This is a genomic window from Sphingopyxis sp. (assembly GCF_965279755.1).
Lineage (GTDB): Bacteria > Pseudomonadota > Alphaproteobacteria > Sphingomonadales > Sphingomonadaceae > Sphingopyxis.
Genome location: NZ_OZ257261.1, coordinates 3,624,370 through 3,645,139, shown reverse-complemented (window position 1 = coordinate 3,645,139; position 20,770 = coordinate 3,624,370). Strand labels below are relative to the sequence as shown.

Here is a 20,770-nt window from a genome sequence, read left to right as displayed (position 1 = left end):
GAAGCGACTTATGTTGCAGGTTTTTGACAGAGGGCGCGGTTTCAGTCGTGAACCAGCGGCTTGGCGGGAAGCGCGCTCAGCCATATGCGAAGCGCGGCGGGGTCCTTTAACCGGATGACCTTGCTCTCATGGCCGTCGAGTTTCGCTTCGGTGCGTCGCCGCGGGCCGCGGTTCCAGTTCATGACATAGAAAAAGAAGGCGAGATCGAACCGCTCGGGGCAGCCTTCGGTCATGTCGGGTCGGGTGCGTCCGCGATAGGTCCGGATGCGGCGGAGCAGCCGCCACAGGCAGAGACGGACCGGATAGTCGAGGTAGACGACCGTATCCGCGCGAGCGAGGCGCGCAGTCATCGTACCCCCGTAATTGCCGTCGATCAGCCAGCGGTCGCCCGCGATGATTTCGTCGAGCTTGGCCTGCAGCTCTTCCTTGCCGCCCTCGACCCAGCCGGGCCGCCAGTTGAGCTGGTCGATATGGTGGACCGGCAGGGCGAGCCGCTCTCCCAGTTCGGTCGACAGCGTCGACTTGCCCGCGCCGCACGGACCGATGACCAGCACGCGGTCCATGGCGGTCAGCCGTTCAGGCGCAGCGCGAGATCGTTCTGGAAGCGCACATCGTCGCCATCGGCCAGCCATGCCGCTTCGGCGGCGATCGCGCCGAGCAGGTCGGTCAGCGGCTCTACTTCGCTCTTGTGATAGTTACCGAGAACATGGCCCGTCACGCGGTCCTTGTGACCCGGGTGGCCGATGCCGATGCGGACGCGACGGAAATCGTCGCCGATATGGCTGATCATGCTGCGGATGCCATTATGCCCCGCCGCACCGCCGCCCTGTTTCACCTTCACCTTCATCGGCGCGAGGTCGAGTTCGTCGTAGAAGGCGGTGACGTCTTGGGGGGTCAGCTTGTAGAAATCGAGCGCGGCGCGCACGCTGCGGCCGCTTTCGTTCATGAAGGTGCCGGGCTTCAGCAGAAGTATGCGTGTCCGGCCGATCCGGCCGTCCTGCAGCCAGCCCTGGAACTTCTTTGCGGGAGCGGGAAAGCCATGCATGTCGGCGATGACGTCGACGGCCATGAAACCGACGTTGTGACGATTCATCGCATATTGCGGCCCGGGATTGCCGAGACCGACCCAGAGCTGCATGGCGGTGTCTTTCCCGGGGTCAAGGAAAGGGCCGCCTCCCGGTGGAAGGCGGCCCGATCAAATTCAGGCTTCGGCGGCGGCTTCGCCGTCGTCCTTCGTCGTGTCGCCGTCGCTCGACTTGAGCGCCGACGGAGCAACGATGGTCGCGATCGTGAAATCGCGGTCGGTGATCGCGCTTTCGACACCCTTGGGCAGGGTGACACTGCTGATGTGGATCGAATCGCCAACGTCAAAACCGGTGACGTCGATCGAGATTTCTTCGGGGATCTTGTCCGCGTCGCAGACCAGTTCCAGATCGTGGCGGACGATGTTCAGAACGCCGCCGCGCTTCAGGCCCGGCGAGGCTTCTTCGTTCGCGAACACGACCGGCACTTCGACATGGACCTTGGCGTCCTTCGAGATGCGCAGAAAGTCGGCGTGGATCGGACGATCCTTGACCGGGTGGAACGCGACGTCCTTGGGCAGCGTGCGGATCTGCTTGCCGCCGACGTCGATCATCACGACCGAGTTCATGAAGTGACCCGTCATCAGCTGCTTCATCAGCAGCTTTTCTTCGACGTGGATCATCAGGGGTTCTTCCTTGCCGCCATAGACAACGGCGGGGACGCGGCCATTACGACGCAGGTCACGCGAGGCTCCCTTGCCTCCGCGTTCGCGCGTCTCGGCCGTCAGCGTCAGCTGATCGCTCATAATATTTCTCCGAGTACGGTTACACAGTTCCGCCACGCCTCCAGGGATGACCATGACGGAAGCGCGGGCGCATAGCGGGGAAGCGGCGGAAATGCAAGCACGGCGGCGTCTATTGTACTCGCGTGACCTTATAACCCTCGGCCGCGAGCATCGCGGGCAGGCTGTCCTGCCCGACCAGATGTCCGGCGCCGACCGCCATCAACACGGTGCCCGGCTTGTCCAGGCGAGCTTTGACCCAATCGCTCCAGCGGCGGTTGCGGTCGGTGATGATCGCCTTGCGTGCGGCCGGAACCTCATCGACATCCTCGTTCACCACCCGCGCCAGCGCATTGGCGTCGCCGCGCGACCAGGCGTCGGTCATCGAGAGCACGTCGCGTTCGGCACTGGCAGAATTTTCGGCGGCGCGGACGAGCAGCGCGCGCTGTGTAGCGGGGTCGAGCGTTTCGAACAGCATCAACTGCGTCCGCGCGCTTTCCAGACCGCCGATCGGCTTGCCGGCCTTGCGGAACGCGGCGGTCAGCCCGGCCTCGACCCCGTCGGCGGGTGAGAGCTCTACCTGCTGCGCGACGCGCTGCCCCATCATCACCAGCACCGCCCAGTCATCGAGCTCGTCGCCGCCAAGATCGGCATCGCCCTCGATCGCGCGATAGCCAGCGAGCGCCTTGCCGGGCAGCCGTGCGCTCATCGCCAGCGGGGCGCTGCGCGGCGCCAGTTCCTGAAACACTGCGCCCGCCGCGGCCAGTTCGCGCGGCGAAAGCTCGAGCATCAATTCGTCGGCCGCGTCGATCGCCGCGGCAACCTTGCCGCCGCGCCAATCGGTGCCCGCGGGCAGCGCATGCATCGTACCCAGCATATAGATATGTGTGTCGGCATCCTCGACGAGCCACATCGCCGGCCGCGCCTCGGTCGCTGGCTGCGACTGGCAGGCGGCGAGCAACAACGGCGAAAGGGCCGCCGCGAAGCGGCGACCCCAACGTCGATAGAGGATGCTTCTTGCGAGCATTACTGGACGCGCCGCGCCTTCAGGCCGCGCGCCTTCAGATAATCCTGCACGCTCTTGGTGCCGGCAAGATGGCCCGCGCCGACCGCGATGAACACCGTGCCCGGCTTGTCCATGCGCGTCTTGATCTGATCGGCCCAGCGCTCGTTGCGGTCCCAGAGCAGGATCTTCGCCAGCTCCGGCGTCGCCGCCATGCCCTCGTTCATCGTCGCCGCGAGGTTGACCGTGTCGCCCTTGGCCCACAGCGCGACCATCTTGTCGAGCTGCGGCGCAAGCTTGTCGATGTCCTTCACGGTCACGTTCAGGAACGCGATCTGGCCAGCCTCGGGCACCGAGTCGAAGAAGCCGAGCTGTTCCTCGAGCGTTTCGAAGCCCGAAATCGGCTTGGTCGCTGCCTTCGCCGCGGCCGTCAGCTGCATTTCGGCGCCCTGCGTCGGGTCATAGCCAAGCTTGGTCAGCGGCAGGATCGACAGCGTGACTGCCGCGAACCACGGCTTGAAGGCGTCGAAAGCGTTCACCGGCACGCCGAGCCCGCCGAGCGCGGCCTGATAGGCCTTCAGCGCTTCGGGATCGAGCTTCGAGGAGAGCGTCTTGCCGCTCTTGTCCATCGCCAGCGGCATCGTGACCTTCGCGGCTTCCGCCTGATCTTCGGGCAGCACCATTTCGAGGACCATTTCGTCCGACTTGTCGAACGCCTGCTTCACGGCGCCGTCGAACCAGCTGAGGCCGGGCTTCAGCACATGCACCGTGCCGAACAGATAGATCGTCGTATCGGCGTCCTTCACCGTCCACAGGCCGGGCTTGGCGGCGACGCTCGTTGTCGCGGATGCGGTGGCGGGCTCCTTGGCGAACGCCGCATTGCCGGGCGCCAGGGCGCAGGCGGCGAAGGGGACGACCGCGCAGCTGGCAACGAACGTCTTGAACCAGGTTTTCATCGAAAAATACCTTTCAGTCATGGCCTTATGGCCGGGTTGGGTTGGTAAGGGGAGAGGGAAAGTCAGCGAAATTTGAGCCAGAGCCACACGACGGCGTTGACCAGCATCGAGAAGACGAAGAGCTGCATCGCATCGACGGGCGGCGTCAGGCTGGCGCGGTGGAGCACCCACCAGACCGGCGCGGGAAACACAAAGGCGTACCAGCCGGCGAGACCCGCCCACAGCCAGGCGCGCTCCTCATGATCGTCGATCGCGCGGTGATAGACGGCGAGCGAGATCAGCAGACCGACGACCCAGATGAGCGAGGCGCCGATCGCGAAGCCGGTGCTGAGCGAGCCGGTGAATGCCATCTCGAATGCGCCGCGGTCCGCCGGCTGGTCGGCCGAGAGCCATACACCGGCGATCGCGCCGATCACGGCGGCAAAGCCCAGCGAAAAGCGATAGCGCTTCTGGCGCGGCGACAGGGCGCGCTTCGCGGTCTTGCCGTCAGTCATTGTCGTTTCCTTCGGAACCATCGTCGAAAATCTCCTCAATCGGCATGGCGAACAGCCGGGCGAGCTTGAAGGCGAGGGGCAGAGACGGATCATATTTGCCCGTTTCGATCGCGTTCACCGCTTGCCGCGATACGTCCAGCCGGTCGGCCAATTCGGCCTGGCTCCAGTTCCGCATCGCCCGTAATACCTTGAGCCGGTTCTCCATGGCGTCAGACCCAGAGGGTGATGAAGACGGCGAGCAGGCATAGCCATATTGTGGTGGCATCCTCATTCCCTCCCAGAGCGCCGAGCGGCGCCGTGCTGCTTTTCTTCATGCGAGCATCTCCTGTCGTCATGCGACCCTGACCGAATGTCAGGTGTTGTTGACTATATGTCGTGATTCGCTGACTATGTCAACAACACCTGACAAAAAGTTTTGCACGCTTGACAGGGTGCGCAAGCTCGATGCGCCTGTCCCTTGACCCTGTGGCCGTGCTGGGCCAAGGGCGGCGACACTTGTTGCACCTGCGAAAGACGGGAAAAAGGTGGCCGACGCGGCGGAAAAGAAAGTCTTCAGCTTTCAGGACATGATCCTGACGCTGCATGCCTATTGGAGCGCACGCGGCTGCGCGATCCTGCAGCCCTATGACATGCGCGTCGGAGCGGGCACTTTCCACCCCGCGACCACGCTGCGCAGCCTCGGTCCCGAGCCGTGGAACGTCGCCTATGTCCAGCCGAGCCGTCGTCCGACCGACGGACGCTATGGCGAGAACCCGAACCGCCTCCAGCATTATTACCAGTATCAGGTGATCCTGAAGCCGTCGCCGGCCGACCTGCAGGAACAATATCTGGGCAGCCTCGCGGCGATCGGCATCGATCCGCTGCTCCACGACATCCGCTTCGTCGAAGACGACTGGGAATCGCCGACGCTCGGCGCCTGGGGACTGGGCTGGGAAGTCTGGTGCGACGGCATGGAAGTCACCCAGTTCACTTATTTTCAGCAGATGGGCGGCTTTGACTGCAAGCCCGTCGCGGGCGAACTCACCTACGGGCTCGAACGCCTCGCAATGTATATCCAGAATGTCGACAATGTGTACGACCTGCGCTTTTCCGATGCGGTCGGCGATGTCGCGGCGCTCAGCTATGGCGACGTGTATCTGGAAAACGAGCGGCAATTCTCGAAATGGAATTTCGAGGTCGCCGACACCGACACGCTATTCGCAGGCTTCAAGGCGGCCGAGGAAGAGTGCAAGCGCGCGATCGCGGCGAACGTCCCGCTCGCCGCCTATGATCAGGCGATCGAGGCGAGCCATTTGTTCAACCTGCTTCAGGCACGCGGCGTGATCAGTGTGCAGGAACGCGCCAATTATATGGCGCGCGTCCGCGACCTCGCGAAGGGCAGCTGCAAGGCATGGATCGACAGCCAGTCGGAACGCTGGACCGAAAAATATCCGGGGTGGACGCTGTGACCGACTTTCTTCTCGAACTGCGCTCGGAAGAGATTCCCGCCCGCATGCAGGCCGGTGCGCGCGCCGAACTGGAAAAGCTGTTTCGTGCCCAGCTCAGCGCAGCGGGCCTCGAAACGGGTGAGCTCACCATCTGGTCGACGCCGCGCCGCCTTGCGCTGATCGCGCGCGACTTGCCCGAAGCGACCGCCGCGGTCAGCGAAGAACTCAAAGGCCCGCGCAGGAGCGCGCCGCCGCAGGCGCTCGAAGGCTTCCTTCGCAAGACGGGCCTGACGCAGGACCAGCTTGAAGACCGCGACGGCGTATATTTCGCCGTGATCGACAAGCCCGGCCGCGCGACCGCCGAGGTGCTGGCTGAGGCGATCCCCGCGATCGTCCGCGGCTTTTCGTGGCCGAAGTCGATGCGCTGGGGCAAGGAAAGCGCGAGCAGCGAGAGCCTGCGCTGGGTGCGCCCGCTGTCGGGCATCGTCGCGATTTTCGGCGAAGATCTGGTGCCGTGCGAAGTGAGCGGGATTGCGAGCGGCTTCGCGACGCGCGGGCATCGTTTCCACTGCCCGAGCGAGATCACGATCGGTTCGGCATCGGACTATGCCGAGAAGCTGCGCGCGTGCCACGTCATCGTCGATCATGAAGAACGGCAGGCGATCGTCCGCGACGGCGCGGCGAAGGCCGCCGCCGACGCCGGGCTGACGCTGGTCGAGGACGAGGGGCTGGTGATCGAGAATGCCGGCCTCACCGAATGGCCGGTGCCCTTGCTCGGCCGCTTCGACGAAGCGTTTCTGGAAGTGCCGCCCGAGGTCATCCAGCTCACCGCGCGCGTGAACCAGAAATATTTCGTCGTGAATGGCGCAGACGGCAAGCTCGCCAACGGCTTCGTCTGCACCGCGAACATCGACGCACACGACGGCGGCGCGGAGATCGTCGCGGGCAACCGCAAGGTGCTCGCGGCGCGCCTGTCCGACGCGCGCTTCTTCTGGGAACAGGACCAGAAAAAAACGCTCGCGCAGCACGCGGAAAAGCTCGCGAACATCACCTTCCACGAGAAGCTCGGCACCGTCGCCGACAAGGTCGAGCGCGTCGCGAAGCTCGCCGAATGGCTGGCGAGCGAAGGCATCGTCCCGAACTGCGACCCCGCGCTCGCGCGGCAGGCAGCCGAACTGGCGAAGGCCGATCTCGTCACCGAAATGGTGGGCGAATTCCCCGAACTGCAGGGCCTGATGGGTGGCTATTACGCCCGCGCCGAAGGCCTGCCCGATGCAGTCGCCGACGCGATCCGCGACCATTACAAACCGGTCGGGCAAGGCGATGACGTCCCGACGGCGCCGGTGACGGTGGCGGTGGCGCTTGCGGATAAGCTGGATACGATCTTCAGCTTCTTCCTGATTCAGCAAAAGCCGACAGGGTCAAAGGATCCTTTTGCATTACGCCGAGCCGCTCTCGGGGCCCTGGCACTCCTGCAAACTAATGGATCACGATTGCCGATCGGTAAGGCGCTGGACGCTTGGGAAGATCATCTTCTTAGCTTCTGCCAAATTATCTTCGGAACACACGGCAACTACGTGTTGAACCAAAGTTTTGCTCGCCAGAAGGTTGCTGAAGCCGCTGCAGCAGTGGAGGGTATTAAGAGCGCGGAATGGGTGCAGGTAAAGAAGGTTGAAGTAAAGCTAGTCGACGACGACGATAGCGAAATCCAGAAGCGTTTGGGTGTTGCAAGCGGCTTGTTTTCGGCTCTTGATCGAACTTTCGAGCGGGATGAAATTCTCGACTTCCTCGCCGACCGCCTCAAGGTCCAGCAACGCGAAGCCGGCGTCCGTCACGACCTGATCGACGCGGTGTTCGCGCTCGGTGGCGAGGATGATCTTGTTCGGCTCCTCGCTCGCGTGAAGGCTCTGCAGGCGTTTATGGCGACCGAGGACGGCAGCAACCTGCTCGCTGGCTACAAGCGCGCGGCGAATATCCTGAAGCAGGCGGGCGAGGTGAGCGGTACCGCCGCCGCGACACCGCCGACCGATGCCGATGCCGCGCTGCTCGCCGCACTCGACGCCGCCGAGCCCGCGGCCTCCGCCGCAGTCACCGACGAGCGCTTCACCGACGCGATGGCCGCGCTTGCTTCACTGCGGGCGCCGATCGACGCCTTTTTCGAGGGCGTGATGGTCAACGACCCCGACGAAGCGGTCCGCGCCTATCGCCTCGGCCTGCTGGCGCGCTTTACCGGTGCGGTGCACGGCGTCGCCGATTTCTCGAAGATCGAGGGCTAGGGAGGCTGGGCGATGGAACAGGATTTTCCTGTCTGGCTGGCCTTCCTCTTCCCCGTCTTTTTCGTGGCGATGTGGGTCTTGGTGTCGCGCATCATATCTTGGATGGGCTGGTCGGCCTTCGTCGCGCGCTTCGCCTTCGATCGTCAGGTCCCGCCCGACGCGACCCGTTATGGCTCGCAGTCGCTGACGATCGGCGACAAGCTGTTCCGTGCGGCCAGCTACAATAATTGCATGAATATATGGGTCGACCAGCGCGGCCTTTACCTCCGCCCGCAACTCATCTTCCGCCTGTTTCACCCGTTGATTCATATCCGTTGGGATCAGGTCGCACAGGCAGAGGTCCGAACAGGATTTTTGAAGGGAGGTACCCGGCTGAGCTTCAAGGCCGATGTGCCGGTGATTACCATGCGGGGCCGGTCGGGTCAGGCCGTCGCCGAACGATGGCAAGCATCCGGCGCAGGCAAAGCTGCCTGATGCCGCTAAAGGAAAACTGAATCGACCCGACGGGCAACCGTCCCTATCCAGCCGCAACCTCCTCCCCGGGGCAGCAGGAGCATGAAATGATGAAGATGGTGCATTTGTTCGGCGGCGCGGCCACGACGGCCGAACGCTCGAAGGAACTGCTTGGCGGCAAGGGGTCGAACCTTGCCGAAATGGCCTCGATCGGCCTGCCGGTGCCCCCGGGCTTTACGATCACCACCGATGTCTGCACCCAATATTATGCCAATGGCGAACAGTTTCCGGCCGGGCTGGTCGAGGAGGTTGCTGCCGGCATCACGCATATCGAGGGGATTACTGGCAAGCGCTTCGGCGACGCCGCCGATCCGCTACTCGTCTCGGTCCGCTCGGGCGCGCGCGTGTCGATGCCCGGCATGATGGACACCGTCCTCAACCTCGGGCTCAACGACCGCACCGTCGTCGGCCTGTCCGAAGCCTCGGGCGATCCGCGCTTCGCGTGGGACAGCTATCGCCGCTTCGTCCAGATGTACGCCGACGTCGTCATGGGCCTCGACCATGCCGAGTTCGAGGAAGCGCTGGAAATCGCAAAGGAAGACAAGGGCTTTTACCTCGATACCGAAATGTCGGCAGAGGACTGGCAGGCGCTGGTCAAGGAATATCAGGCGATCGTCGAGCGCGAGACGGGCGCGCCGTTCCCGCAGGAACCGAACGACCAGCTCTGGGGCGCGGTCGGCGCCGTCTTCGCAAGCTGGGAAAGCGACCGCGCGAAGGTCTATCGCCGCCTGAACTCCATCCCCGGCGAATGGGGCACCGCGGTCAATGTGCAGGCGATGGTGTTCGGCAATATGGGCGACACCTCGGCGACGGGTGTGGCGTTCACACGCGACCCCGCGACCGGCGAACGCGCCTGGTATGGCGAGTGGCTGATCAACGCGCAGGGCGAAGACGTCGTCGCCGGCATCCGCACGCCGCAATATCTGACGCTCGCCGCGCGCGAACGCGCGGGCGCCAAGCCGCTGTCGATGGAAGAGGCGATGCCCGAAACCTTCGGCGAGCTCGGCCGCGTCTTCGACACGCTCGAAACCCATTATCGCGACATGCAGGACATCGAGTTCACCGTCGAACGCGGGACGCTCTGGATGCTGCAGACGCGGTCGGGCAAGCGCACCGCCAAGGCGGCGCTCCGCATCGCATGCGAGATGGCGGCCGAGGGGCTGATCACCGAAGAGGAGGCCGTCGGCCGCGTCGATCCGGGTGCGCTCGACCAGCTTCTGCACCCGACGCTCGATCCCAAGGCGCCGCGCGATGTTCTGACCAAGGGCTTGCCGGCCAGCCCCGGCGCCGCGTCGGGCAAGATCATGTTCGATGCCGACAGCGCCGAAAAGGCCGCGGGCATGGGCGAGGCTGTGATCCTTGTCCGCGTCGAAACATCGCCCGAGGACATCCACGGCATGCACGCCGCCAAGGGCATTCTGACCGCGCGCGGCGGGATGACCAGCCACGCGGCTGTGGTCGCGCGCGGGATGGGCCGCCCCTGCGTCTCGGGTGCCGGCGGGCTGTCGATCGACGGCAATGCCCGCGTGCTGCGCGTCGGCGGGCGTGAGCTTCGCGAGGGCGACATCCTGACCCTCGACGGTTCGACCGGCGAAGTGATGGCGGGCGAGGTCCCGACGCTATTGCCCGAACTCGTCGGCGATTTCGGAACTTTGATGGGCTGGGCCGACAAGGTCCGGCGCATGAAGGTGCGGACCAACGCCGAAACCCCCCAGGATGCGCAGGTTGCGCGCGATTTCGGCGCCGAGGGCATTGGTCTCTGCCGTACCGAGCATATGTTCTTCGACGCCGCGCGCATCACCGCGGTGCGCGAGATGATCCTCGCCGACAGCGAGGACGGCCGCCGCTCGGCGCTCGCGAAGCTGCTCCCCGAACAGCGCGGTGACTTTGCCGCGATCTTCCGCGTCATGGCGGGGCTGCCGGTGACGATCCGCCTGCTCGATCCGCCGCTGCATGAATTCCTGCCGACGCGCGAGGAGGATTTCGCCGACGTCGCCGAGGCGGCGGGCGTCGGGATCGAGAAGCTGAAGGCGCGCGCGAGCGAGCTGCACGAATTCAACCCGATGCTCGGCCATCGCGGCTGCCGCCTCGGCGTGACCTATCCCGAAATCTACGAGATGCAGGCGCGCGCGATCTTCGAGGCGGCGTGCGACGTCGCCGCCGAAACCGGCGCCGCGCCGATCCCCGAGGTGATGATTCCTCTCGTGGCGACGCGCCGCGAGTTCGACCTGATGAAGGCGGTGGTCGACGCGCAGGCCAAGGCCGTGTTCGCCGAAAAGGGCCGCGAGATCGCTTATCTGGTCGGCACGATGATCGAACTGCCGCGCGCCGCGCTGATGGCGGGCGAGATTGCCGAGACGGCGGAGTTCTTCTCGTTCGGCACCAACGACCTGACGCAGACGACGATCGGCATCAGCCGCGACGACGCAGGCCGCTTCCTGACGCAATATGTCGACAAGGGCATCTTTCTGACCGACCCGTTCGTCAGCCTCGATGTCGAGGGTGTCGGCCAGCTGATCGAGCTTGCCGCCGATCGCGGCCGCGCCACACGCGCGGGCATCAAGCTCGGCATCTGCGGCGAGCATGGCGGCGACGCGCCCAGCATCCATTTCTGCGAACAGACCGGCCTCGACTATGTCAGCGCCTCGCCTTACCGTGTACCGATCGCACGTCTGGCGGCAGCACAGGCGGCGCTTAAAAGGAGGTAATTCCCACCTTCGTCATCCCGGCGAAGGCCGGGATCTCACCCTCGCGCCACAATTCAATGGCGAGACCTCGGCCTTCGCCGGGGTGACGGGTGTCGGAGAGGAACACGCAATGAAGAGCTGGCACCGCTATGCGATCACTCTGGTGGGCGGATTGGCGGTGGGGCTTGGCGCGGTGTGGGCGCTCACCAACGGCGGGCTCGGCGAGGGCGGTATCCGCAACGGTCCGTGGACGACCTCGCTCGATTACGGCACCAAGGCGACCGATCTGCTGACGCGTGCGACGGTGGCGCGCGGCGGCCTGCTGGCGCTTCCGGCGAAAGAAACCGTCTATTGGCTCGCGACCACTGACGCCGCGGGCGCGCCGCTCGACGGCAATTGCCGCTACAGCCTGTCGGGCAAGGCGCTCGATGCGCGTTGGTGGAGCGTCACGGTCTACGACAGCAAGGGCTATCTCGTCGATAATCCGGCGCGGGTCTGGTCGGTCAACGGCGCCAACGTCGCGCTCGATGCGAAGGGCGAATGGCGCGTCACCATTTCCCCGGACAAGCCGCAGAATGCCGCATGGTTGCCCGGTATCAAGGGTCGGCCGTTCCAGTTGACGTTGCGCATGTACAACCCCGGCAAGGCATTCCGCGCCGATCCCGAAAAGGCCGCGCTGCCGCGCCTCGTGAAGGAGGGCTGCTGAGATGCGGCGCTGGCTTGGCCCGATCCTGTTCGGCCTGATTGTCGCGGCGGCGATCGCATGGGCCGCCATTCTGTACATTCCCTACGGCCTGATGGGCATTGCGATCGACCGCCTCGGGCAGGGCGGCGTCAATAGCATGTCCTACGGCAATCTCGCGACGCCCGAGCGCCAGCCGGTCGTGAGGCCGAGCCCCGATCTTGCCTATTCGAGCTGCCCCTATGACTTGTCGAAGGGGCCGGTCGCGATCGACGTCGTGCCGGTGCCGGGACGCTATAGCTCACTCAGTATCTTCGACGCCGCGACCGATGTGATCTTCGTACGCAACGACGTCGAGGCGGGCGGCAAGCCCTATCGAATCGTCATAGCGCGGGATGGGCAAATCGTGCCGCCGGGCGCGGAAATCGTCCGGACGAATCACGATAGAGGCATTGCGCTGGTCCGCCTGCTGCTCAAGGAGCCGGCAGAAATCGGAGGGCTTGACGCTGTGCGCCGCCAATCGTCGTGCCAAGTGGTCACAATTCCGAAATAGGGGGTTGCGCGGCTGCCAACTGGCCCTTAAAGGCGCGTCTCCACGCACCCGTAGCTCAGCTGGATAGAGCATCAGACTACGAATCTGAGGGTCGGACGTTCGAATCGTTCCGGGTGCGCCATTTTCTAAAATAGCCGGAAGTATTTGTTTCGATTGGGCTTTGCCCTTCGAACCGGTCGCGTTGCGACAATTGCAGCCACAATGGCGCGAAATGCGCAAAGTGCCGGATAAGTAAAATTTACGATTGCGCCCTATTCGGAATCCCGAGGGACCGTGAATACTGGGGGTAATTGCCTGATGTTCAGGGTACTCGAGTGCATCACGCAGCAGCATGACTATCGTTTCGTTCTGCTCGCCGCGCTGGTTTGCCTCCTCGGAAATATTGGCCTCTTCATCATCCTGAAACGTGCGGGTTTCTGCGTCGAGGCGCGGCGCGGGCACTGGCTGGCCATCGCGGCGGTGGCAGAGGGCACCGCGGTATGGGCGACCCATTTCATCGCGATGCTGGCTTATGACGGCGGAATGCCGATCAGTTTCGACGCAGGGTTGACGATCTTGTCGGTCGCCATTGCGATCGGGGTCTTCTGGGCGGTGTTCCGCTGGCTGGGCCGCACGCCGAGCATGGGCCGCTGCCTTGTTGCGGGCGCCGGCGCGGCGCTGGGCATCGCTGCAATGCATTTCACCGGCGTTGCGTCGATCGTTGCGCCGGTGCATCTGCGATTCGACCCCGTGCCGATCGCGGTCTCGCTATTCCTCGCAGCCCTGCTTTTCGCGGGCGCCTTCCTGACTTTCGCAGCCAGCGATGGCTGGCGGAAGATTGTCATGCCGGCGGCACTGGCGGTGCTTTCGATCGTGGTCCTTCATTTCACCGTGATGTCGGCAACGACGCTGGTCCCCGATCCGACCGAGGCGGCCGAAGGGATCGCCGCCATCAGCCGGCAGTGGCTGGTGCTCGCGGTGGTTTTCGCGACGCTGGTGCTGCTTGCGCTCGCTGTTGCAGGTGCTTTCGTCGATCGATGGCTGACCGATGCGCTGGGGCTCGCCGACGCGACGCTGGAGGCGATTGCAATCGTCAGCGAGGGCAGGATCGTCGAGGTGAACAAGCGCCTTGCCGCGCTGGTCGACGTCAGCGGCGGTGCCCTGGTGGGCAGTGCGCCCAGGGACTGGCTGATTGCGCCCGATGGCGGTCCGTTCGAACTGGCCGGCGGGCAGTCGACCGAAGCGCGCTTCCGCGGTTGTGCTGACGAAGACCAGATCTTCGAGGTCACCGCACACACCATCGAATATCGCGGGCGAAGCTGCGACGTGCTCGCGATCCGCGATCTGTCGGATCGCAAGCGCGCGCAGCGGGCGATCGAGCATATGGCGTCGCACGACGCGCTGACTGATCTCGCCAACCGGGCGTATTTCATGCACGCGCTCGACAAGGCGATCGCTGCCGACGAGCCTTTTGCCTTGCTCGCGCTCGATCTCGACCGTTTCAAGGCGGTCAACGATATCTTCGGGCATGGCGCCGGCGATGACATCCTGCGGCGCGTTGCCGCCATCATGCGATCGTCCGTTCGCGGCGACGATCTGGTCGCGCGCCTCGGTGGTGACGAGTTTCTGATCATCCAGCGCGCGGCGACCAGCGCCGACGATGCGCGCAAGCTCGCCAACCGGATACTCCATACGCTGGCGACCGAGATGGATGTGATGCACGATCCGATGGCGGTCGGCGCGAGCATCGGCGTGGCCTTTTATCCGCAGGACGGACTTGACGCCGAAACGCTTCAGCAGAATGCCGATACCGCGCTGTATCGCGCGAAGAACAACGGCCGCGGTAATGCAGCCTTCTTCGATCAGGAAATGGACGAACTGGCGCGCGAGCGCCGGATGCTCGAACATGATCTGCGCCAGGCGATCACGCGAAACCAGCTGCGGCTCGTGTTTCAGCCGCTTGTCGCGACCGCGTTCAATTCGGTTGTTGGCTATGAGGCGCTGCTGCGCTGGGATCATCCCGAGCGCGGCGAAGTCGCACCCGATTTCTTCATCCCGGTGGCCGAAGAAATCGGCGCGATCGTCGCGATCGGCGAATGGGTGCTGCGCGAGGCCTGCACCGTCGCGGTGACCTGGCCGTCGAACATTTCGATCGCCGTCAATGTGTCGACTGTCCAGTTTCAGGTTCCCAACCTTCCGCAGATCGTGAGCCAGATATTGCGCGAAACAGGGCTTGAGGCGCACCGGCTGGAGCTGGAAATCACCGAGACGGCCTTCATGCGGAACCGGCAGGGTGCGCTGAAGGCGCTGCACGAAATCCGGTCGATGGGGGTTCGCATCGCGATGGACGATTTCGGGACCGGCTATTCCTCGCTGAGCAACCTCAAGGCGTTTCCGTTCGACAAGATCAAGATCGACAAGAGCTTCGTATCCTCGATATCGGACGATGAAGCGGCGCGGTCTATCGTGCGCGCAATTGTCGGGCTAGGACGCAGTTTCAACATGCCGATCGTCGCCGAGGGGGTAGAGACCGAAACCCAGCGGCAGATGCTGCTCGACGAGGGGTGCCCGCAGGCGCAGGGTTTCTATTTCGGGGAACCGGGGAGCGACCCCTATGGCGCGTTGTCCGACGAATCCCGGCGCGAAGGCTGACGGCTCAGGATGCTCTCGGGACTCGCGGCCACAGCCCCGCATAGCTATGTCTATTGCATCGTCGAAAGACGGGCGGCATCCGGAGCCTGACCGGTCACGGGGGCCGGCAAGGGAGAGTCATGAGCGAAGCTATCGTCACGGTCGATATCGGCGGCACCCATGCGCGCTTTGCGATCGCTGAGGTTACGGCGCGACGCGTGGTCTCACTCGGAACGGAAACCACGCTTCACACCAAGGATCATGCGAGCTTCCAGACCGCCTGGCAGGATTTCGAACGCCAGCAGGGCGGTTCGCTGCCGCGTGCGGTCGCGATCGCGATTGCCGGGCCGCCACGCGGCGAGATCATCCGCTTCACCAACAATCCTTGGATCATTCGTCCCGCGCTGATCGGCGAGAAACTGAACGTCGATCGCTACACGCTGGTCAATGATTTCGAGGCGGTGGGTCATGCCGTTGCGCAGGCCGACGCGCACTATTTCGAGCGTCTGACCGGACCTGATGAAGTCTTGCCCGTAGCGGGTACGATCAGTGTCCTCGGACCCGGTACCGGCCTGGGCGTTGCGCATGTCTGGCGCGATGGCGCGGACTATCGTGTTCAGGCGACCGAGGGCGGACATATCGATTTCGCCCCGCTCGACAGCATCGAGGATGCGATTCTTGCCCGGCTGCGCAAGCGGCATCGTCGTGTGTCGATCGAACGGATCGTGTCGGGGCCGGGAATCGTCGATATCTACGAGACGCTGGCGAGCATGGAGGGGCGGGCGATCACGCCGCTCGACGACCGCACGATCTGGACGAACGCGATGAGCGGCGAAGATGCGCTCGCTGCGGCTGCTGCCGACCGCTTCTGCCTGTCGCTCGGCAGCGTCGCGGGCGATCTGGCCCTGGCGCAGGGCGCGAGCGGAGTCGTGATCGCGGGTGGGCTCGGGCTTCGTATTCGTGACCAGCTTGTCCGTTCGGGATTCCCCGAACGCTTCGTGGCGAAAGGGCGGTTCGAGAATTTCATGGCGGCGCTGCCGGTCAAGCTCATCACCCATCCGCAGCCGGGCCTGTTCGGCGCGGCGGCTGCTTTCGCGCGCCAGCACAGCTGAAAATTCCGCTGGCGCGGCGCGCCGAAAATCGGCAGCAAGGGCGCATGTCCTCGCGCCCTGTTCTCGGTATCATCGCCTGCAATCGCACCGTCGGGACCGAGGTCGCGCAGACGGTGATCAATCGCTACGCCACCGCGGCGATGCGTCATGCCGATTGCGCAGCGCTGATCATCCCTTCACTGCCCGATTATATGCGCGCCGGCGAAATCGTCGGTCGGCTCGACGGCGTGTTGCTCACCGGCACGCCGTCAAATGTCGAACCGGCGCGTTATGGCGATGCATCGGCGGGCGAAGGGCCTTTCGATCCCGATCGCGACACCATGATGCTCGAACTGGTCGAGGCGGTGATCGCGGCACAGCGGCCGCTGTTCGGCATCTGCCGCGGCTTTCAGGAAATCAACGTCGCGCTCGGCGGGACGTTGCGGCGCGATACGTCGGCGAGCGCGCAACTGCTCCACCATCATGCGCCGGACGACGTGCCGTTCGATGCGATGTTCGACCATCGACACAAGGTCGATCTGGTCGATGGCGGGCTGCTTGCCACGGCCTATGAAATGCCCTCGCTCGATGTGAACTCGGTTCATTATCAGGGGATTGGCGAGCTTGCCGACGGTCTTGCGGTCGAGGCACGGGCGCCGGACGGGCTGGTCGAGGCCTATAGCGCGCGGCCCAATGGCGCGCCGCTGCTCGCGGTCCAGTGGCACCCCGAATGGGCGACCGACGGCAACGACCAGAGCCAGACCTATTTCCACCTGCTGGGACGCGCGTTAAGAGGCGAATTATGAACTGCCGCGTCACACGCTACGACCGCTATCTCGCGCGCCTCTGCTTTACACCCTGACCGTCCGGATCCGGCTTCTTTCCGTTTCCAGACATTCAGGAGTTTTGACATGCCCCGCAATCACGACATCGCCGAACTGCGCCGCCTCGACGTCGCGCACCATCTTCCCGCACAGGCCGACTGGGCCGAGATCGAAAAGCTCGGCGGCAGCCGCATCATCACCCATGCCGAGGGCTGCACTATCACCGACGGCGACGGCCACCGCATCCTCGACGGGATGGCGGGTTTGTGGTGCGTCAATGTCGGCTATGGCCGCGAAGAGCTGGTAGAGGCCGCGGCGGCGCAGATGCGCGAGCTGCCATTCTATAACACCTTCTTCAAGACTGCGACGCCGCCGACGGTGCTGCTCGCGGCCAAGATTGCCGAACTCACCGGCAATCGCCTGCCGCACATCTTCTTCAACGCTTCGGGCAGTGAGGCGAACGACACCGTGTTCCGCATGGTGCGCCACTATTGGAAGCTGAAGGGCGAACCGAAGCGCACCGTCTTCATCAGCCGCTGGAACGCCTATCATGGTTCGACCGTCGCGGGCGTCTCGCTCGGCGGGATGAAGGCGATGCACGCGCAGGGCGACCTGCCGATCCCCGGCGTCGAGCATGTCCGCCAGCCCTATGCCTATGGCGAAGGGCAGGGGATGACCGAGGAGGAGTTCTGCGATGCCTGCGTAAAGGCGATCGAGGACAAGATACTCGAAGTCGGCCCCGAAAATTGCGCCGCCTTTATAGGTGAACCGGTGCAGGGCGCCGGCGGCGTGATCATCCCGCCCAAGGGCTATTGGCCGAAGGTCGAGGCGGTCGCGCGAAAATATGGCCTGCTGGTCGTCGCCGACGAGGTCATCTGCGGCTTCGGTCGCACCGGAAAGATGTGGGGCCATGAGACGATGGGCTTCACCCCCGACCTGATGCCGATGGCGAAGGGGCTTTCGTCGGGCTATCTGCCGATTTCGGCGACCGCGGTTGCCAGCCATGTCGTCGATGTGCTGAAGACCGGCGGCGATTTCGTCCACGGTTTCACTTACTCGGGCCACCCGGTCGCGGCGGCGGTCGCGCTCAAGAATATCGAGATCATCGAACGCGAAGGACTGGTCGAACGCACCGGCAGCGTCACCGGGCCACATCTGGCCAAGGCGCTCGCGACGCTGAACGATCATCCGCTCGTCGGCGAGGCGCGCTCGATCGGGCTGCTCGGCGCGGTCGAGATCGTTGCCGCCAAGGACACCCGGGCGCGCTTCGGTGGCGCCGAGGGCACTGCGGGGCCGATGGCGCGCGACGCGTGCATTGCGAATGGCCTGATGGTGCGCGGTATCCGCGACAGCCTGGTCATGTGTCCGCCTTTGATCATCACCACCGAACAGATTGACGAGATGGTTGCCATCATCCGCAAATCTCTCGATGAGGTTCTGCCGAAACTCCGCGCGCTCTAAACAGGAAAGCCCAAGACCCTATGCCCTCCGGCCTTTTTGCCCTGCTCGACGACGTCGCCACGATTGCGAAAGTGGCGGCGGCGAGCATCGACGATATCGGCGCCGCGGCGTCGAAGGCCGGGGTCAAGGCGGCGGGGGTCGTTGTCGACGATACCGCGGTCACCCCGCGCTACGTCACCGGCTTCACCCCCGACCGCGAACTGCCGATCATCTGGCGGATCACCAAGGGATCGATTTTCAACAAGCTGGTGCTGATCCTGCCGGCGCTGTTGCTGCTGTCGACGTTCGTGCCGTGGGCGATCACCCCGCTGCTGATGCTCGGCGGCGCCTATCTCTGCTACGAAGGCGCCGAAAAGGTCATCCACTCGCTGCAGAAGGACAAGACGAGCCTGGCGGAAGATGCCGAGATCGTCGCCGACAAGGATCATGAAGAAACGATGGTGAAGGGCGCGGTGCGCACCGACTTCATCCTGTCGGCCGAGATCATGGTGATCGCGCTCAACGAAGTGCTCGACGAGCATCTCGCGATGCGCGCGGCGACGCTCGCGCTTGTGGCGGTCGCGATCACCATCGCGGTCTACGGCGTCGTCGGGCTGATCGTGAAGATGGACGACATCGGCCTGCACATGGCGAAGGAGGGCAACAAGTTTCGCCGCGCCACCGGCCGCGGCCTCGTCGATTTCATGCCGAAGCTGCTCGCCGCGCTGGCGACGATCGGCACCGCGGCGATGCTGTGGGTCGGCGGTCAGATCGTGCTGCACGGGCTGCACGAGTATCACATCGGCGGGATCGCCGAGGCGCTGGAAGCGCTGGCGCATTCGGTCGCCGGCGGTCTGCCGCTGGAGGGCTTGTGGACCTGGCTGATCAAGGCGACCGGCGACGGCATTTTCGGTCTGCTGCTGGGCGGAGTGATCGTCGGGTTGCTGCACCTGTTGCCGGGCAAGAAGGCAGCGCATTGATTTCGTCATCCCGGACCCGATCCGGGATCCACTGCGGCGTTGAAGTCATGGACCCCGGATCAAGTCCGGGGTGACGAAGAAACCGAAAGCCGCAAAGCCTCGCAAGTAGGCATCGAAACCGTGCCTTTCGACAGGCCGAAGGGGCTTAAGGAGACAAAAGATACGGACGTGTGCGCTCAAAATGTCTCCTTTGTCGCTTTAAGCCGAAGCGCGGCGCGGGCGAGATACGACAGAGAGAAAGAGCCAGATCGAAGCTCTCACGCGCGAATAATGTAGGAAAGCGCTTTCTGGCCGGGGTTACCCCAGCAGCACCACAGGGCTATCCGCCCGCCAGTGCATGCTCACCTTGTCGTCCCAGGTGAAATCCTCCTGATCGTGGCGCGACAGATTGGGGCGCGAGACGCGGAGGCGCGCGCCCGATTCGAGCAGGATGTCATAGAGGGTGATGTCGCCGAGGTAGGACATGCCCTTGATACAGCCACGCGCGAAATTATGCCCGTCGGGTGCGTCCTGCGCGGCGGCGCGGACGGCTTTGCCTTCGCCCGGAACGTGGAGATAGATTTTCTCGGGCCGCAGCGCGACCCAGACGTCGGCGCCATGCGGTCCGGTGACGCCATGGTTGAGATAGACCTTGCCGAGACCCGGACAATCGACGGCGGCCTTGTCGGGCTCGTCGAGGATCAGCTTGCCTTCGAAGATGTTCACCGAACCGACGAAGTCGGCGACGAAACGGTTCGCCGGATATTCGTACAGGTCCGAAGGGCCCGCGAGCTGCGACACCTCGCCCTTGTTGATCACCGCGATGCGGCTCGCCATCGACAGCGCCTCGTCCTGATCGTGGGTAACGGTGACGAAGGTGATGCCGACCTGTTCCTGAAGGTCCGACAGCTCGAACTGCATCTGGGCGCGAAGCTTGGCGTCGAGCGCCGACAGCGGCTCGTCGAGCAGAAGCACTTTCGGCCGCATGATCAGGCTGCGCGCTAGGGCGACACGCTGGCGCTGGCCGCCCGACATCTGGTCGGGCATGCGCGTTTCGAACCCGCCGAGTTTGACCAGCTCGAGCGCCTCGGCGACGCGGTCCTTGACTTCGCCGCCCTTTACGCCCGCGATCTTCAGGCCATAGGCGACGTTATCTGCGACGCTCATGTGCGGGAACACAGCATAGCTCTGGAACACCATGTTCACCGGGCGCTTGTTTGGCGGAATACCCGCCATGTCCTGCCCATCGATCAGGATGCGGCCTTCGGTCGGCAATTCGAAGCCCGCGATCATCCGCAGCAGCGTCGTCTTGCCGCAGCCCGACGGACCCAGCAGCACGAAGAACTCGCCTGCCAGAATGTCGAGGCTGACATTGTCGACCGCGGTGACCTTGCCGAAGCGTTTCGAAACGTTCTGGATCTGGATGATCGGCTGTTTGGTATCGGTCATGG

The 20,770-nt window shown here is 64.3% G+C and carries 19 protein-coding genes and 1 tRNA gene; 12 read left to right on the top strand and 8 right to left on the bottom strand.

Translation table 11 applies throughout. From position 1 onward, the window contains the following. Positions 1-41: 41 nt before the first annotated feature. The 7 genes from ACQY80_RS17995 to ACQY80_RS17965 form a co-directional block, all read right to left on the bottom strand. Positions 42-563: a topology modulation protein gene (locus ACQY80_RS17995; RefSeq protein WP_428682333.1), complete on the bottom strand. Its 522-nt coding sequence runs from the start codon at positions 561-563 to the stop codon at positions 42-44. A 5-nt stretch (positions 564-568) separates the two neighbouring features. After that, positions 569-1,138 carry an aminoacyl-tRNA hydrolase gene (pth, locus tag ACQY80_RS17990; protein WP_428682331.1) on the bottom strand — a complete coding sequence of 190 codons (570 nt, stop codon included), beginning with the start codon at positions 1,136-1,138 and terminating at the stop codon, positions 569-571. 63 nt (positions 1,139-1,201) lie between these two features. Continuing rightward, on the bottom strand, positions 1,202-1,828 hold the full coding sequence (locus ACQY80_RS17985) for a 50S ribosomal protein L25/general stress protein Ctc (protein ID WP_428682329.1): 627 nt from the start codon (positions 1,826-1,828) through the stop codon (positions 1,202-1,204). Positions 1,829-1,937: 109 nt separating this feature from the next. Beyond that, positions 1,938-2,831 (bottom strand): TraB/GumN family protein, encoded by an 894-nt coding sequence (locus tag ACQY80_RS17980; protein WP_428682327.1) that lies wholly within the window; start codon positions 2,829-2,831, stop codon positions 1,938-1,940. Further along, positions 2,831-3,763: a TraB/GumN family protein gene (locus ACQY80_RS17975; RefSeq protein ID WP_428682325.1), complete on the bottom strand. Its 933-nt coding sequence runs from the start codon at positions 3,761-3,763 to the stop codon at positions 2,831-2,833. The genes ACQY80_RS17980 and ACQY80_RS17975 overlap by 1 nt, the downstream gene beginning before the upstream one ends. Positions 3,764-3,825: 62 nt before the next feature. Further along, positions 3,826-4,257 (bottom strand): hypothetical protein, encoded by a 432-nt coding sequence (locus ACQY80_RS17970; protein WP_428682323.1) that lies wholly within the window; start codon positions 4,255-4,257, stop codon positions 3,826-3,828. After that, positions 4,250-4,462 carry a helix-turn-helix transcriptional regulator gene (locus tag ACQY80_RS17965; protein WP_428685935.1) on the bottom strand — a complete coding sequence of 71 codons (213 nt, stop codon included), beginning with the start codon at positions 4,460-4,462 and terminating at the stop codon, positions 4,250-4,252. Before ACQY80_RS17965 ends, ACQY80_RS17970 begins: the two co-directional genes overlap by 8 nt. Before the next feature lie 361 nt (positions 4,463-4,823). Between ACQY80_RS17965 and ACQY80_RS17960 the strand changes: the two genes are divergently transcribed. The 12 genes from ACQY80_RS17960 (at position 4,824) to ACQY80_RS17905 (ending at position 19,340) form a co-directional block, all read left to right on the top strand. Further along, entirely contained in the window at positions 4,824-5,705 is an 882-nt protein-coding gene (locus ACQY80_RS17960) for a glycine--tRNA ligase subunit alpha (RefSeq protein ID WP_428685933.1), read from the top strand. After that, entirely contained in the window at positions 5,702-7,960 is a 2,259-nt protein-coding gene (gene glyS, locus ACQY80_RS17955; protein ID WP_428682321.1) for a glycine--tRNA ligase subunit beta, read from the top strand. The genes ACQY80_RS17960 and glyS overlap by 4 nt, the downstream gene beginning before the upstream one ends. A gap of 12 nt (positions 7,961-7,972) precedes the next feature. After that, positions 7,973-8,434 (top strand): hypothetical protein, encoded by a 462-nt coding sequence (locus ACQY80_RS17950; protein WP_428682319.1) that lies wholly within the window; start codon positions 7,973-7,975, stop codon positions 8,432-8,434. 86 nt (positions 8,435-8,520) lie between these two features. Beyond that, positions 8,521-11,181: a pyruvate, phosphate dikinase gene (gene ppdK, locus ACQY80_RS17945; protein WP_428682317.1), complete on the top strand. Its 2,661-nt coding sequence runs from the start codon at positions 8,521-8,523 to the stop codon at positions 11,179-11,181. A gap of 109 nt (positions 11,182-11,290) precedes the next feature. After that, the gene (locus ACQY80_RS17940) at positions 11,291-11,866 is read left to right on the top strand and encodes a DUF1214 domain-containing protein (protein WP_428682315.1); all 576 of its coding nucleotides are present in this window, start codon (positions 11,291-11,293) and stop codon (positions 11,864-11,866) included. A gap of 1 nt (position 11,867) precedes the next feature. Next, entirely contained in the window at positions 11,868-12,395 is a 528-nt protein-coding gene (locus tag ACQY80_RS17935; protein ID WP_428682313.1) for a DUF1254 domain-containing protein, read from the top strand. A gap of 44 nt (positions 12,396-12,439) precedes the next feature. Next, a tRNA-Arg gene (locus tag ACQY80_RS17930) sits at positions 12,440-12,516 on the top strand. Between the two features lie 176 nt (positions 12,517-12,692). Then, positions 12,693-15,026 carry a bifunctional diguanylate cyclase/phosphodiesterase gene (locus ACQY80_RS17925; protein WP_428682311.1) on the top strand — a complete coding sequence of 778 codons (2,334 nt, stop codon included), beginning with the start codon at positions 12,693-12,695 and terminating at the stop codon, positions 15,024-15,026. Between the two features lie 119 nt (positions 15,027-15,145). Next, positions 15,146-16,117 (top strand): glucokinase, encoded by a 972-nt coding sequence (locus ACQY80_RS17920; RefSeq protein ID WP_428682309.1) that lies wholly within the window; start codon positions 15,146-15,148, stop codon positions 16,115-16,117. A gap of 44 nt (positions 16,118-16,161) precedes the next feature. Beyond that, positions 16,162-16,902, top strand: a complete 741-nt coding sequence (locus ACQY80_RS17915) for a gamma-glutamyl-gamma-aminobutyrate hydrolase family protein (protein ID WP_428682307.1) — start codon at positions 16,162-16,164, stop codon at positions 16,900-16,902. 105 nt (positions 16,903-17,007) lie between these two features. Beyond that, positions 17,008-18,381 (top strand): aspartate aminotransferase family protein, encoded by a 1,374-nt coding sequence (locus ACQY80_RS17910; protein WP_428682305.1) that lies wholly within the window; start codon positions 17,008-17,010, stop codon positions 18,379-18,381. Between the two features lie 20 nt (positions 18,382-18,401). Continuing rightward, on the top strand, positions 18,402-19,340 hold the full coding sequence (locus tag ACQY80_RS17905) for a DUF808 domain-containing protein (RefSeq protein WP_428682303.1): 939 nt from the start codon (positions 18,402-18,404) through the stop codon (positions 19,338-19,340). A 297-nt stretch (positions 19,341-19,637) separates the two neighbouring features. On the opposite strand, the gene ACQY80_RS17900 is transcribed toward ACQY80_RS17905, so the two are convergent. After that, positions 19,638-20,768 (bottom strand): ABC transporter ATP-binding protein, encoded by a 1,131-nt coding sequence (locus ACQY80_RS17900; protein ID WP_428682301.1) that lies wholly within the window; start codon positions 20,766-20,768, stop codon positions 19,638-19,640. Between the last annotated feature and the right edge of the window lie 2 nt (positions 20,769-20,770).

Excerpts from the sequence above, each read along its gene's own strand:
- ACQY80_RS17920 (WP_428682309.1), top strand. The coding sequence starts at position 15,146 with ATGAGCGAAGCTATCGTCACGGTCGATATCGGCGGCACCCATGCGCGC.
- ACQY80_RS17995 (WP_428682333.1), bottom strand. The coding sequence starts at position 563 with ATGGACCGCGTGCTGGTCATCGGTCCGTGCGGCGCGGGCAAGTCGACG.
- ACQY80_RS17960 (WP_428685933.1), top strand. The coding sequence starts at position 4,824 with ATGATCCTGACGCTGCATGCCTATTGGAGCGCACGCGGCTGCGCGATC.
- ACQY80_RS17905 (WP_428682303.1), top strand. The coding sequence starts at position 18,402 with ATGCCCTCCGGCCTTTTTGCCCTGCTCGACGACGTCGCCACGATTGCG.
- ACQY80_RS17975 (WP_428682325.1), bottom strand. The coding sequence starts at position 3,763 with ATGAAAACCTGGTTCAAGACGTTCGTTGCCAGCTGCGCGGTCGTCCCC.
- pth (WP_428682331.1), bottom strand. The coding sequence starts at position 1,138 with ATGCAGCTCTGGGTCGGTCTCGGCAATCCCGGGCCGCAATATGCGATG.
- ACQY80_RS17950 (WP_428682319.1), top strand. The coding sequence starts at position 7,973 with ATGGAACAGGATTTTCCTGTCTGGCTGGCCTTCCTCTTCCCCGTCTTT.
- ACQY80_RS17925 (WP_428682311.1), top strand. The coding sequence starts at position 12,693 with ATGTTCAGGGTACTCGAGTGCATCACGCAGCAGCATGACTATCGTTTC.
- ppdK (WP_428682317.1), top strand. The coding sequence starts at position 8,521 with ATGATGAAGATGGTGCATTTGTTCGGCGGCGCGGCCACGACGGCCGAA.
- ACQY80_RS17935 (WP_428682313.1), top strand. The coding sequence starts at position 11,868 with ATGCGGCGCTGGCTTGGCCCGATCCTGTTCGGCCTGATTGTCGCGGCG.
- ACQY80_RS17910 (WP_428682305.1), top strand. The coding sequence starts at position 17,008 with ATGCCCCGCAATCACGACATCGCCGAACTGCGCCGCCTCGACGTCGCG.
- ACQY80_RS17900 (WP_428682301.1), bottom strand. The coding sequence starts at position 20,768 with ATGACCGATACCAAACAGCCGATCATCCAGATCCAGAACGTTTCGAAA.
- ACQY80_RS17985 (WP_428682329.1), bottom strand. The coding sequence starts at position 1,828 with ATGAGCGATCAGCTGACGCTGACGGCCGAGACGCGCGAACGCGGAGGC.
- ACQY80_RS17940 (WP_428682315.1), top strand. The coding sequence starts at position 11,291 with ATGAAGAGCTGGCACCGCTATGCGATCACTCTGGTGGGCGGATTGGCG.
- ACQY80_RS17980 (WP_428682327.1), bottom strand. The coding sequence starts at position 2,831 with ATGCTCGCAAGAAGCATCCTCTATCGACGTTGGGGTCGCCGCTTCGCG.
- ACQY80_RS17965 (WP_428685935.1), bottom strand. The coding sequence starts at position 4,462 with ATGGAGAACCGGCTCAAGGTATTACGGGCGATGCGGAACTGGAGCCAG.
- ACQY80_RS17970 (WP_428682323.1), bottom strand. The coding sequence starts at position 4,257 with ATGACTGACGGCAAGACCGCGAAGCGCGCCCTGTCGCCGCGCCAGAAG.
- ACQY80_RS17915 (WP_428682307.1), top strand. The coding sequence starts at position 16,162 with ATGTCCTCGCGCCCTGTTCTCGGTATCATCGCCTGCAATCGCACCGTC.